Here is a 14432-nt window from a genome sequence, read left to right on the forward strand (position 1 = left end):
GCCCCGAATAGTCCCCCCACTAAAACCAAACGGCAAACACAAAGCCGACCCGCCGTCATCCTCCTGACGCGCGCAAGTGGGGCCTTATATCGATTCCTGTGCTGCGTCAAGTGCGTCCTGCCTGTCCTGGGCGACAGCCAAAAAGATGGCTGACCGAAAACCCTTGAAAATCTGCGCCGCTCGGGTTAGGTAACGCGAGCGCGCGCGGAGAGCGTCTCCGCTTCGTATGTATCGAGTCACTCGGCGTTGCTTTTCCTAAAAAGGTTTGGAGTGGGACGCCCAGCCCTCCACCCATGGTTTACCAAGACTGCTGTGGCCTAGATCACAGAGGAAGATCGTCGACAGGTCTTTCCAGTGGCTAATGGCGGGGTTACGTTAAGGCCGTTTTGACAAACCTCCCGCCTTATGGGGTCTTTATGGGCCTTCGTGCCGCGCGTCGTTGTGGTTCCGTTGTGCGGTCGCTGCTCTGGCGGCGTCCGGCTTGGATGGCCCGCGTCCTGTCTTTGGTGTTGGTCGCCGGATTGGTCCATGTCCCCGTAGTGGCGGCGCTGCCGAAAACCGCAGCTCAAGCCGACGAACCGAAGGCAGAGGCGACCGAGCAGAAGGCGCTGGCCGCCGCGAAACGGACCGGTGAGCCGGTGGAGATCACGTCCAGGCGTGGTGAAACCCGCACCGTGCGCGCGTTGCCGAATGGCCGTATCGAGGTCGAAGAGCGGTTGCAGCCCATTCGTGCACGTCAGGGCGGCAAATGGGTCAGTATCGATACCACATTGCGTCGTTCGGGGTCCGAGGTCGTTCCGGCCGCGACGACCGTCGGGCTGAAGTTCTCCAGCGGCGGAGACGGCCCCCTGGTGCAGATGACTCGGGCGGGCCGCACGCTGGCACTGTCATGGCCGAAGCCGCTGCCCTCGCCGACCCTCGACGGCGACACCGCCGTCTATGAGGGCGTTGCTGGCCCTGACGTCGATCTGCGCCTGCGGGCGCAGGCGGACGGATTCGCGCACGTCCTGGTAGTCAAGAGCGCCGAGGCGGCCAAGAAACCGCTCGTAACCAAGCTGGCCTTGGCGATGTCGACCACCCGCCTGGCGGTAGCCGAAGAGCAGGGCAGCGGAGTGCTGAAGGCCGCCGACCCGGGATCGGGTGCGGTGGTGTTCGAAGCGCCGTCCCCGGTGATGTGGGATTCCTCCCAGGCGAAGCCTGCGGAGGGGACTGCGCCGCCAGCCCGTGCTCGGGCGAAGGCCGATCCTGTGGAAGAGCCGGCCGAAGGCGCCAAGACCGCGCTGGTCGATGTGGCGGTCGGTAACGGCAAGCTGACGTTGACGCCCGACCAGGCTTTGCTGACGGCGCGGGACACGGTGTTCCCGGTATACATCGATCCGGTGTGGACGACGAACAAGGCGTCCAGCTGGGCGATGGTTTCCTCGGGCTGGCCGAGCCAGTCGTATTACAAGTTCGCTGGCAACTCCACCGAGGGGGTCGGGCGCTGCGAGGTCGCCCTGGATCCCAACTGTGTGAAGAACCAGACCAAGCGGCTGTTCTTCCGGATGCCGCTGCCAGCGGTCAAGGGCCGCTACATCCAGAACGTGGAGTTCACCGCCTTTGAGACCAGCGCCTACAACTGCGACAACCCGACCGGCGTCCAGTTGTGGCGCACCAGCACCCTGGTCTCGCACGCCACCTGGAACAACACCGTGGGGACGTGGGGCAATGGCGGTGCCTGGGGCGAGCATTTGACCTCGCGTGAAGTCGCGTACTGCTCCCGGGCTCCAGTGGAGTTCGGCGGCGCGAACCTGCGGTCGCACGTGCAGGACGCGGTCAACAAGGGCTACGGCACGATCACGCTGGGTCTGAAGGCCTACAGCGAGTCGTCGATGGCGTGGTGGAAACGGTTCGCCGATGACGCGTACCTAAGGGTGCAGTACAACAACCCGCCCCACCAGCCCAACACCGACTCGATGTTCGCCAACCCGGGCTCCGAATGCGTAACGGCAAGCAAAGCAACGCCGGTCAACGACTTTCCCACGGTGTACGCCTACCTATGGGATCCCGACGACGAGGATAAGAACAAGGTCCGCGGCCAGTTCACGCTGCACTGGGCGAACAACGCCGACGGGTCGGACTGGGGCGAGAAATGGACCTCGGGGTTGACACCGGCGAAGGCTAGGGGCAGCAAGTTCGAGATGCCCCTGCCACACACAATCCCGGAAGGAACACTGATCGGCTGGGGCGTGCGAGCATGGGACGGCGAGCAATGGGGTCCGTGGAGCTACGCGGGCGCCCAAACAGGCTGCTATTTCTACTACGACCCCGCGATACCCGGTGATCCGACCATCACCTCGACCGACTACCCAGAAGACGATGCCTGGCACGGCGGCATCGGAGAACCGGGAATATTCACCATCTCCGACGCCAAGGGCGTCGCGGATCGATACGTGATCACACTGAACGGCGAGGAAATACAAACAGTGCCGACCACGGCCGGCGCGGCCCAGCAGGTCCAGATCGTACCGACCCGCTCAGGCCCCAACATCCTGTCCGTACAAACACTCGCACCCTCCAATCAGAACGGAGGGGCCGAATCCTATGAGTTCCGCGTGAACACCGGCTCGGATCCGGTAGCCAGATTCACCATGGACGAGGGTGCCGGCTCGACTGCGGTGGCCTCCACGGGCCCTGGCAGGCCGGCGCGGCTCCACGGCTCGGCGACCCTGGGTGATGCCGGCAGGAACGGCACCGCGCTGACGCTTGACGGCATCGACGATTACGCCGAAAGCACCTTGCCGATCGTTGACAACAGCGAGAGCTTCACGGTGTCGGTCTGGGCCAAACCCACTCAGCGCAAGCAGGGCGATCTCCTGGCGCAGGCCGGAACGCTGCAACAGGGCTTCAACCTGGGTATGCAGCCCGATGGTGAAGCTATTTTCGAGTGGCCGACCCTTGACAACGAGAATGGCTCACCCTGGCAGCAGGCGATGGATGACGTCCCACTTCCGCTTGGACAGTGGAGCCATCTGATCGGTGTTTACGACAAGACCGCAGGGCAGATGCGGCTCTACGTGAACGGTGACCTCCAGGCGAGCGCGAATGGAGTGACACCCATGCGGACCCATGGGCCGCTCCAGATCGGCCGGAGTCTCTACAACGGCAACTTCGTGGCCTACTGGCCGGGGTCGATCGACGACGTCCAGGTGTTCACCCAGCCGCTGTCGGACGCGCAGGCCCAGCAGCTCTATGGCGGAACCGTCGCTGCGGGAACGGGCCTTGTCGCGCACTGGAACATGGACGAGGCGATGGGCAAGTCTCGGGTGTACAGCCCGGCCGCCCCCTTCACGGCCACCGTGCACAACGGTGCCGTCCTCGGCGCGGAAGGGCAGGCGGACGGCGCGCTCCGACTGGACAATACTGCCCATCAGTACGCCGCGACCGAACGGCCAGTGGTCAACACCCTGCGCAGCTTCACAGTCTCGGCATGGCTGAAGGCCGACGGATCAGCAACTTCTCCCACTAGGAATTTCACGGCGGTGTCGGCGCGCGGTGCCAGCAAGAGCGGGTTCTACCTCAAATATGTCGAGGAGACCGGACGCTGGGTATTCGCGCGGCCAGCTCATGACAGCGCCGAGCTGGGCTGGTACCAGGCCACTTCCAGAGATCCCGCCCAGACTGATGAGTGGACGCACGTCGTCGGAGTATGGGACGCGGTTGCCAACCGCCTCCGGATCTATGTGAACGGTGAGAAGGGCACGGACAGCGCCGTAGTGACCTCACGCTGGCTGGCTACCGGCGGCTTGGAGATCGGACACTCCCAGTGGGGAGGCAATGCGGTTGACCATTGGGCCGGCCTCATCGACGACGTCCGCGTCTATGACCGGATCGTCAGTAAGCAGGAGGTTGAGGAGCTACTCAGTCAACACCCCGTGCTGAAGGCGCGTTGGGTGCTGAACGAAGAGCCGGTCGAGAACCAGTTCAAGGGGCCGGCAGGTGCACCTGCGCTCACTCCGCACAATGGCGCGGCCATTGTCGCGGGTTCCGGGGTCGGGTGGGCAGCGCCGGCGAGTCTGCAACTCGATGCTGCGACCAAGGCGTTCGCCGAAAGCGCGGCGTCGGTGATGGAGACCCATCGCAGCTTCACGGTTACTGGTTGGGTCTACCCGTTGGGGCGTCCTCAACAACCCGTGACCGTCTTCTCCCAGGCCGGTCAGAACGCCAACGCGTTCGCTCTCCGCTATGTGCCGGGCGCGGATCCGGCGGAGCAAGGGAGTTGGCAGATCGAGATGCGCAACAGCGACGATGCCGGCGCCGAGCCCATCACGGCTGTTCACGGAGATTTCGATCCCGACGACTGGCAGCACGTGGCGATCGTCTACGACGCGCTACGCGATCGCGTGAGCCTCTATGTCAACGGTGAGCTCTACCAGACCTCCGAAGGAGTTTCACAGGAGGGCCAGGTCCAGAGCTTCGAGACCGAGAGTGCCGTCCTGCAGGTCGGGCGCAGCAAATTCGGTGCGACGGACGGTTCTGGGACCGAATTCTTGTCGGGTGCCATGGACGACCTCTGGGTGTACCAGGGTGCGCTGACCCGAGAACAGGTGACCCGTCTGGCGATCTTCGACGACATACCGACCGAGGCGGGTCCATGATCCGCCCGCCTCGTCCGGGCCGGGAGCCACTCTGGGGGTTCTGGCCCGGACGGACCGGATTCCCGCCACTGCCCTTTCTGACTCCCTGATTCGTAATCCGCTCCGGATGGTGTGCTGGAGGACGTCGTGAACGCTGGCCGGAAGGTGTCTGGTCGCAGCCATGGCAAGACGTTGGTGCTGGGTTCGGGGCGGCTCCTGAGCGCGACCGCGGTCGTGATGGCGGTCGTGATGCCGGCCGGGCTGCTGTCGGCGTCGCCGGCGCTCGCGGATCCGCCGAACTCGGGACGTCCCACGGTCGACGATCACCAAGAGCCTGTCGATGGCAAAGCTCTGAAGGTCAGGCCGCGCAAGCCGGATCCAGCGACCAAACCGGGTCCGGCGGCTAGAACGGTGCGGCCGGCACCCGGGAGCGCCGAGGTCGAGGTTCCCACCGGTTCCCAGTCCGCACGCGTCGCCGGGAACCACGGTGCGCAGAAGGCTGGCGACCTCCCGATCGAGATTCTTCCGCCGACCGGCCAGAAACGCGGACGGAGCCGCGTGGAGTGGGCTGACCGGGTGCGGGTTCAGGTCCTGGATCGTGATGCCGCTCATGCCGTGGGTGTGGACGGGGTGGCGTTCACAGTGGCTCGCACCGATGCCCCGACGTCCGGTCGGGTGCGACTGCGGCTCGGCTACTCGAAGTTCGAGCAGGCGTTCGGTGGCGCCTATGGGGCCCGGCTGCGGCTGATGCGGTTGCCGCAGTGCGCCCTCACCACACCGGCCGAACCAGGATGCCGCACGCCCGTTCCGCTGGAGACGGTCAACGATGGCGAGGGCAAGACTCTGACCGCGGAGGTGGAGGCCGCACCGACCGCCAAGTCCGGGTCTTCCGCAGCGGCCTCCACTCAAGGCAACGCGACGCTGTTGGTCGCTGCCGCGGATTCCGGAAGTTCGCAGGGCGATTACAAGGCGACATCGTTGAGTCCTTCGGCGACCTGGGAGGCCGGCGGTAGTGCCGGTGACTTCACGTGGTCGTATCCGATGCGGGTGCCGCCGGTGCCCGGAGCACTGACACCGAAGGTCGCAGTCTCCTATTCCTCGGGCAGTGTGGACGGGCGTACTGCCAATACCAACGGGCAGCCGTCGTGGGTCGGGGAGGGCTTCGATCTGTGGCCGGGCTTCATCGAACGCCGCTACAAGTCGTGCAAGGAGGACGGCGCCCCCAAGGACGAGTGGGGGAACTCGCCCGGGGACCAATGCTGGGCCTACGACAACGCGACCGTCGCTTGGAACGGCCAGGGCGGAGAGCTGATCAAGGCCTCCGACGGCACATGGCGGATGAAGAACGACGACGGTACCCGGTTCGAGAAGCTCGCAAGTTCCTCGAACAACAACGGTGACAACAATGGCGAGTACTGGAAAGTCACCGCCACAGACGGCACCCAGTACTACTTCGGCCTCAACCGCGTTCCCGGATGGACGAATGAAAAGCCGGAGACCAACTCGGCGTGGACCCTGCCGGTGTTCGGCGACGACTCCGGAGAGCCATGCCACGATTCGACCTTCGCGAGCTCATGGTGTCAGCAGGCTTACCGGTGGAACCTCGACTACGTCGTCGACCCCGGCGGCAACGCCATCCTGTACACCTACGGCAAAGAGACCAACCACTACGGCCGCAATCTCAAAGCCGAGGATGAGACCCCCTACGTCCGCGGTGGCTTCCTGAAGACGATCTCCTACGGACTGCGCAAGGATGCGCTGTTCGCCAAGGCGCCGGCGCAGGTCACCTTCACCACCTCCGAACGCTGCATCCCGGACGCGAACTTCGACTGCGCCCCGTCCAAGATCGACGACAACCCCGACAAGTGGTGGGACGTCCCCTGGGACCTGAACTGCAACTCCGGCCAGGAATGCAAGGACGACCACGGGGCCATCGCGCCGTCGTTCTGGTCCCGAAAGCGGCTGACCAAGGTCGCGACCCAGATCCTTAAGCCGGACGGCTCCGGCTACCGGCCGGTGGACTCTTGGTCGATGAACCACGACTGGGGCCTGGCCGACGTTGAACGCGACCTGTTTCTGGAGGAGATCGAGCACACCGGCCACTCGGCGACCGACGGTGGTGGCGCGGTGACAATGCCGAAGGTCACTTTCGCCCACGTCCAGATGCCCAATCGCTTGGACGAGAGCGGCGACGACATCCTGGCCTACTACCGCTACCGGCTCAGCACCATCTACGACGAGGCCGGCGGACAGATCGACATCGCCTACTCCGATACCGACTGCAGCCTGTCGAACAAGCCGACCCCGGAGACCAACACCACCCGCTGCATGCCCGTGATCTGGCAACCTCCGGGCCGGGAGGAGCCGATCACCGACTGGTTCCACAAGTACGTGGTGACGTCCGTCATCCAGACCGACCGCACCGGGCTCGCCCCGGACATGGCCACCAAGTACGAATACATGGGTGGTGCGGCCTGGCATTTCGACGACGATGACGGCCTGACCAAGGAAAAGGACAAGACCTGGTCACAGTGGCGCGGATACGGCCACGTCCGCACGTTCACCGGCAATTTCGCCGACCCCGCCACTCAATCCGATACCTATTACATGCGCGGTATGGACGGGGATCGCCAAACCGAGTCTGGTGGGACCAAGTCGGTCTCCATCTCCGATGGGGAGGGAGGCACCTATACCGACCACAACGCTCTCGCCGGGTTCCCGCTCAGAACGGTGGAATACACCGAGCCCGGCGGCAGCGTGCACTCCAAAACGGTCAACCGCCCGTGGCGGGTGCAGACGGCCTCACGAACGCGGTCCTGGGGGACCGTCACCGCGAACGTGATCGGTGTGGACACCGCCCGGACCTGGACGGCCAAAGACGGCGGCGACTGGCTCCAAACCAAGATCGACAACACGTTCAAGGACTCTGGCCCCGGCGTCGGCCGGGTCATTTCCGTCAACGACCTCGGCGACGTCACCACCGACGCCGATGACAAGTGCACCCGGACCACCTATGCCGACAACACCGGCGCGTGGATGGTCGATTATCCCTCTCGCGTGGAGACCGTCGCGGTCGCCTGCACGGCAGCAGCCGACCGCCCGGACCAAGTCATTTCCGATGTCCGCTCCTACTACGACGATCAAGCTCACGGCACCGGTCCGACGAAGGGCCAGGCGACCAAGGTCGAGGACATCACCGGCTACGACGGCGGTACCCCGGTCTATGCGACGAAACTCGAGAACACTTACGACCCCTACGGCCGCGTCACGCAATCCGAAAACGTCCTCGGCCAGGTGACGACCACCACCTACACGGAAACACAGGGGCTCACCACCAAGGAGACCTCGACCACGCCGCCGGCGAACCCCGCCGATTCGTCCTCGGCGCTCACCTCAAGCCAGGAACTCGACCCCGCATGGGGACTGCCGATCCGCACCACCGACGCCAACGGCCAGGTAACCGACCTGGTTTATGACGGTATGGGGCGGCTGCGAAAGGTATGGCGGCCCGATCGGTCCAAGGCTAACAACGACGACCCCAGTCACGAATACAAGTACCAGTTCACCGACGGACAGATCGTCGCGGTCACCTCAAAGGCCATTGTCGCCGGCAGCCTGCGTGTCACCGGCATCAGCCTTCTGGACGGATGGCTGCGGCCCCGGCAGGCACAGTCCCCCACCCAGGCGCTGGAGGGCCAGTCGAGACGGCTGATCACCGACACCTTCTACGACGACCGCGGCCAGGTCGTCAAAACCTACGCGACCTATCCGGCCACGGGTGCCCCTGAAGCGGCGCTGTTCGGCGTCGGCACCCCGGGCGCCGTCGAGACCCAGACCCGCACCAGCTATGACGGGCTGGGCCGCCCGACCGTCCAACGTCTCACGACCGGTAACGGATCTCAGCCGGACGCGGAACTGTGGCGCACCACCTACGACTACGGCGGTGGCAACCGCGTCTCGGTCACCCCGCCTGACGGTGGAACCCCCACCGCCGAAATCACCAACGCCCTCGGTCAGGTCATAGAACGCCGCCAGTACAAAGCGGACACCCCCACCGGCGACTATGACGCCACCACCTACGCCTACACTCCCGCAGGTCAGATCTCCTCGGTGACCGACCCGTCCGGCAACGCCTGGTCCAATACCTACGACCTACGCGGCCGCAAGACCCAGTCCACCGACCCCGACAAGGGCACCACCCTTTTCACTTACGACGATCTCGACCGCCTCACCTCCACCACCGACGCTCGCGGCAAGGCCGTCTTCGCTAATTACGACGGCCTGGGGCGAGTCACCGACACCCGCGAAGGCTCTGCGGGCGGCAGCAAACTGACCTCTTTCACCTACGACACCGTCACGCGAGGGAAAGGCCGACTGGCCAGCGCGACACGCCACCACAACGGCGCCCAGTACACCAGCAACATCCGCAGGTACGACGAGCTGGGACGCGTTCACACCGCCACCGTCACCATTCCATCAGTTGAAGGCGTACTGGCGGGAACCTATTCATCGGTGGCCGAATACAACAGCGACGGCAGCGTCCAGTCCTTCCGGCCACCCGTCGCCGGCGGCCTGCCCTACGAAACCCTCACCTACAGTTACGACGATCTCGTCCGTCCTATCAAACTCTCCAGCGACCTGCACACCTACATCGGCGACATCTCCTACCGGGAAACCGGCGAAGTCGAGATCGTCGACTACGGGTCCGTGGGGAAACGCGCCTTCCAGACTTTCGAGTATCAGCGTGGCACCCGCAGGCTCGATCGCGCGGCCACCTCCCGCGAAAACATCGGAGGTTCCGCCCGCGCCGCCACTTACCACTACACCGATGCGGGGACCATCACTTCCATCACCGACGTCTCCCATGACGGCGTCGACAACCAATGCTTCAGCTATGACCCGCTCCAGCGCCTCACCCAAGCTTGGACGCAAGGCACCACCGACGAGTGTGCCGCCGAACCCGCCGACAATCTCATCGGCGGCCCGGCCCCGTACTGGCACACCTTCACCTACGACAAGGCAGGCAACCGCACCAAGGAGATCCAGCACGGCATCGGCGGCGACACCGACACCGTCCGCACCTACACCCATGCCGCCCCAGGCCAGGGCAGCCGTCTCAACACACTGGTCCACACCGGCCCTGACGGCGACCGCACCCAGACTTACGGCTACGACGCCACCGGCAACACCACGTCCATCCAAACCACTGAAAACCCCGGCGCCAGCACCCAGACATTCGAGTGGAACACCGAAGGCGAATTGGCCAAGTCCACCGAAGAAGGCAACGACGTCACCTTCGTCTACGACGCCGGCGGCAACCGTCTGATTCGCAAAGACCCCACCGGATCAACCCTTTACCTTCCCGGTGGAACCGAACTCCGGGTCTACAACGGCGCCAGCACCGCCACGGGCACCCGCTATTACGAGCTCGGCGGCCAGCCTGTCGCGATGCGCACCGCCGACGGCACCGTCACCTACCTGACCAGCGACCACCACGGCACCGCGCAGATCGCGGTGAACGCCGCCACCCAGGCCGCCACCGTCCGCCGCTTCACGCCCTTCGGCGCCGTCCGCGCCTTGGACGACGACGCCACCTGGCCCAACGACAAGGGCTTCCTCGGAGGCACCCGGGATCCCACCGACCTCACCCACCTCGGCGCCCGCGAGTACGACCCCGACACCGGCCGCTTCATCTCCGTCGACCCCGTCCTGAACCAGGCCGACCCCCAGCAGATGAACGGCTACACCTACGCCAACAACAGCCCAGTCACCTTCTCCGACCCGACCGGCACCTGCCCAGGAAACTCCTGCTCCGCAGACTTCGCCTACACCGGTCCACACCGCAGAACCCCCAAGAGGAACGTGTCACGGGGCTGGTCCTCCGGCGGATCCTCAAGAGTTGCTCGCGTGATGGCCACCTTCGGCGGATGCAGCCCGGCAGACGTGGCGACATACCGGTGTGCGACCGATCAGATGATCAGGGAACGACTGGCCGTGAACAACCCCGGCCCGCCACCCACCACAGGCTGGCTCCCTGTGGTAATAGACGCACTTGATCTCATTTTCGACATCCGTAACACCTGGAGTTGTCTCACCGGCAAGAGTGCTGGCGCATGTGGATGGACCGCACTTTCGTTCGTCCCATTCGTCGGCAAACTGTTCAGGCCGGGAAGTAAGTTCCTCCGATCAACCATGAAGCAGTTGGCGAAAAAGGGGGACGATGCTCCAGATCCGCCGAAGGGTTCCACAGGTGGACCATCGGCAGATCCTCCTCCGGCGAAGACTTCATCTCCGAAGCAGTCGCCAAAAACATCGCCCGGAGGGCCTTCGCTAAGGAAATCCGCCCCCGCGGAACCTCCGCCGACTCAGTGCAACAGCTTCGTTCCGGGAACGCCTGTGCTCCTCGCCGATGGTGGCCATAGGGCCATCGAAGACATCAGAGTCGGCGACAAGGTACTGGCCACAAATCCGGAAACCGGAGAAACCAGCCCTCAACCCGTCCTCGGCACCATCACTACCAAGGGCGACAAGGACCTTGTCCGGATCACCGTCAACACCGACGCCCCAGTACGCTTCCGGGTGACCGGAGAGGTACCGCAGCCTAGCCTCACCGAAACGCGCAACCTCAAGCTCGCCAAGAGCGGTGTCGTCGTCGCCACCGGAGACCACCCCTTCTGGGTAGCTGGCGACATCAACGCCTGGGTCAAGGCCACCGATCTCGAACCTGGTATGTGGCTCCGCACCAACGCTGGCATCTACGCCCAACTCACTGCGATCAAGCGTCGGGCCGCGCAAGACCAACGCGTCCACAACCTCACCATCGCCAGCACTCACACATACTATGTGCAAGCGGGCGCTACATCCGTTCTCACTCACAACATTGATCCCTGCAAGATTTCTGGCCCCTACCATAGAGTGGTATCGAGGTCGCAAAGTGTGGAAGGAGTACGGCAGATCATCGATAGTGCTGAGGTGTGGGGTAGGACCGCACGTGGTGGGGCACGTCCAGCTGTACAGGCCTATCCGGGTCCGCTCCCTGAGGGAACGTTAGGAGTGGAGTTCTACACTGAGGCAACTCCCACAGAATGGGCTTGGACTAAAACGGGAAGGTTGAAGCCTGGACTGGCGTACGTGCAGTGGCACACGGGGAATGAAGGAGTCATCGAATCGGTCGACGGGGAGTTCGCTCAGATAGGCGTCATAATCTCGAAATTCAATCTTCCCGGCTAGTGGCCTATCGAGGAGCAATGCAAGTGGGCATCACTTCAAAATTGAATCATGAGCTGCCGAAATGTGAATGGAAAATGGTTGCACTCGTTCCCATCCCATGGCGTGAGTTCTCAACTAAGTGGGGAATCTCATTTGAAGAGAATGAGGAATGGGAGGCGCCGGGTCCAGTCGCCTACGCAAGTGCCTATAGTGAAGATTCAAGAATGTGGTATGCTCTGGAGCATCACTTCGACCATCTTCGCCCGGGTGTCTACTTCTTTGTTCCCGCGGGTACAGAGAACTCGATTGAGGTGCTCGCACAAGATCTTGACCTGCCGGCAGAGTTCCTCGTACCTATGAGAATTTGAGGAATGTGTCAGGTGGGCTGCCGATCGCGTTTGTTAAGGTCGCTGTCGTCTTTCGTTCCGTTCGGGTGGGTTCAGGTGCTGGATGCGAGAGATAGATCGACAGGCTCGGTCCTTCGGTCCACGCTGGTAATCGCTAGAGGCTTGAATGGATCCTCCCGCATAAATGGGGCTGGCTGGATGAAATCTAGCTCCCCCTGGGAGCCTCCAGTCGACCCTTATGAATAATGGGCTCACGCTTTTTCGGGTGAAAGGCCACAAGAGGCTAGGAATGGTGTGCGGAAAAATCGTTTCGTTCCGTTCCTCAGGGCATGGTGTTGCTGTCCCTATTTTGCGAAGAAGTCGAATTCGTTGTTGTGGACGCCTGGCTAGGAAGGATTCCCATTCGGGGCGGGTATAAAGGATGACTTCGGCGTCGGGGCGTTGGCTGCGCCGGACGGCTACACGGCCCGTGCCGTCCAACACGGGTCCTGCCTCTACGCAGTTGCCTCCGTTGTTGGGGCTGTAGTTGCTGATGTGCCAGGCCACTTTGGTGCGCTCATGGGAGGTGAGTGTTTCGTGTGTCTCTGACTCGCTCACGGCCATTCCTCTGCTACTGCCGAGATCAGGTCGGCCGACTCGGCTGGCCCGAGGGCTCTGCTCTCATGTCCAGCGTACGTTCGGGCGAACCGTTCGCTCTCGGGCGATTCGATGTAGATGGCGCCTGCCATCGTCTATGCCACCTCTGGGAAGGGGGCCGGCAACTCGAAGATCTCGAAAGTGCCGTAGGTGCTGGCCGGAGTATCCCCGCGGAGGCGCAGAACGCGGGCGTCCACCATGGGCTTGGCCGAGCACTGCACCAGGTAGCGGAGTTGGTTCGCCATGGTCTGGCGGTCACCGATCTGGCGATGCAGGACCGATTCGTCCAAGATGACTGTCAGACGGGGTGGGTTCTCACCCTCGAGCACTCGTTGCCGGTTAAATGCGCAGTTCGTGCCAGTGTCTGATCTGATCGGGTGTCGCGTCGGTGTCGTTGATGCGGATCACCGTCTCGGCGTAGTCGGGTGTCTGGAGCAGGCCAGGGACCACTGTGCGAACGAGCGGATGTGCCGGGCTCGCGACTCCAGCCAGGCGTTATCGATCAGTGAGCCCTACGTCGGCGGCATAGCCGTCCCACCAGCCTTTTTGTCAGACGTCCTGGCTGAGGGTCATCAGCGCGTCGCGTCTGCGCCGGTCGGAGACGCCGTACAGGTCGAGTAGTGCCATCAGGTCGGGACGCCGGATGGGGTAGAAGCCGGACTCGAAGTGGCTGACCGTTCCCGGGTCTCGCTGCAGGTACTCGGCGACCTCTTTGATCAGCAAGCCGCTGCCGTCACGCAGTTCGCGGAGTTGCTGCCCGAGCCACTGGGAGCGCAGTGTCGCCCGTTGCCGTTCAGTCATGCTGGCCCCGGTTCCTTCGCCGAGAAGATCATTACACGAATCTTGTTGAACAACTTGTTCATGCCATGCCCCGGTGACTATATGCCCACTGTAGGCCGCTCGTCACGGTCTGCAACGAAGAGCAGCGGTCGCTCGGAAGGGAGCACCCGATGGATGACGTCCACGAACCGGAACACCTGACTGCCTACCACGCGGACGGAACCGAGCGGGTTGTGGCGCTCGGTGGGGCGCTGCGCCCAGGCTGTTCGGCCTCGTGCGGGAGGACTGCGGCGAGGACGATGCGGTGGTGGAAGAGGTCCTGGCTTACGGGATTGCGCTGCCGGACGGGTCGGCCGCCACCGTGCCGCTCAGCGGGCGGGGGTTTGGGCGATGGCTCACGCCGCAGAGCGCGTCGCGTCGGATGCTCTCGGAGCTGGTCTGGCTCTCGCCCGCGCGATGAGCGCACCGCGGGTGGCATGCCGCAAGTGAACGAAGTCGGTGAACCTTGGGGGACACCGGGTCGGACCGCCAGTCGGAGTGGTGGGGCCGGGAGATTGCCCTTCGATCGGCCTGGGCCTTCCTGCTGACCGGAACCGACAGGCCCCACTGGCTCGGCGGACACGGTGTCTGCGGCGGTTCGTTGAGGTCGTCGGCCTCCGACCGAGGTCGGTAACTGTCTGGGCGTCGGCATTGTGGCCCTCTTCCTGACGAGGGCGGTGGCGTGTTGGTGGGGTGGGGCGTCAGGATGCTGGGGTGACTCTGCCGCCTGGTTCTGTGCCGCCTGGGATGCCGCCGTTTCGAGGTGGGGTGCCTCCGGCTGGGGGGCCGCCGCCGGGGATGCGGG

General features: G+C 63.9%; 6 protein-coding genes. 3 read left to right on the forward strand and 3 right to left on the reverse strand.

Going from position 1 to position 14432, the window contains the following annotated elements:
* The first annotated feature begins 452 nt into the window (after window positions 1–452).
* From E1289_RS30685 to E1289_RS30695, 3 genes are all read left to right on the forward strand, one after another.
* Window positions 453–4637 (forward strand): LamG domain-containing protein, encoded by a 4185-nt coding sequence (locus E1289_RS30685; protein ID WP_131986442.1) that lies wholly within the window; start codon window positions 453–455, stop codon window positions 4635–4637.
* Between the two features lie 111 nt (window positions 4638–4748).
* Window positions 4749–11846, forward strand: coding sequence for an RHS repeat-associated core domain-containing protein (locus E1289_RS30690; RefSeq protein ID WP_131986444.1), 7098 nt, complete (start codon window positions 4749–4751; stop codon window positions 11844–11846).
* 23 nt (window positions 11847–11869) lie between these two features.
* On the forward strand, window positions 11870–12193 hold the full coding sequence (locus E1289_RS30695) for a hypothetical protein (protein WP_131986446.1): 324 nt from the start codon (window positions 11870–11872) through the stop codon (window positions 12191–12193).
* A 33-nt stretch (window positions 12194–12226) separates the two neighbouring features.
* Here E1289_RS30695 and E1289_RS40360 read toward each other — a convergent pair whose 3' ends face one another.
* The 3 genes from E1289_RS40360 to E1289_RS39875 all read right to left on the reverse strand — a co-directional run bounded on the left by E1289_RS40360 (window position 12227) and on the right by E1289_RS39875 (window position 13609).
* Window positions 12227–12775: a DUF397 domain-containing protein gene (locus tag E1289_RS40360; protein WP_347813604.1), complete on the reverse strand. Its 549-nt coding sequence runs from the start codon at window positions 12773–12775 to the stop codon at window positions 12227–12229.
* A 128-nt stretch (window positions 12776–12903) separates the two neighbouring features.
* Complete coding sequence (locus tag E1289_RS39870; protein WP_279488219.1) at window positions 12904–13137, reverse strand: Scr1 family TA system antitoxin-like transcriptional regulator; 234 nt, start codon at window positions 13135–13137, stop codon at window positions 12904–12906.
* A 220-nt stretch (window positions 13138–13357) separates the two neighbouring features.
* The gene (locus E1289_RS39875) at window positions 13358–13609 is read right to left on the reverse strand and encodes a helix-turn-helix transcriptional regulator (RefSeq protein ID WP_243713254.1); all 252 of its coding nucleotides are present in this window, start codon (window positions 13607–13609) and stop codon (window positions 13358–13360) included.
* Window positions 13610–14432 lie beyond the last annotated feature (823 nt).

The organism is Actinomadura sp. 6K520, from assembly GCF_004349245.1.
Lineage (GTDB): Bacteria > Actinomycetota > Actinomycetes > Streptosporangiales > Streptosporangiaceae > Spirillospora.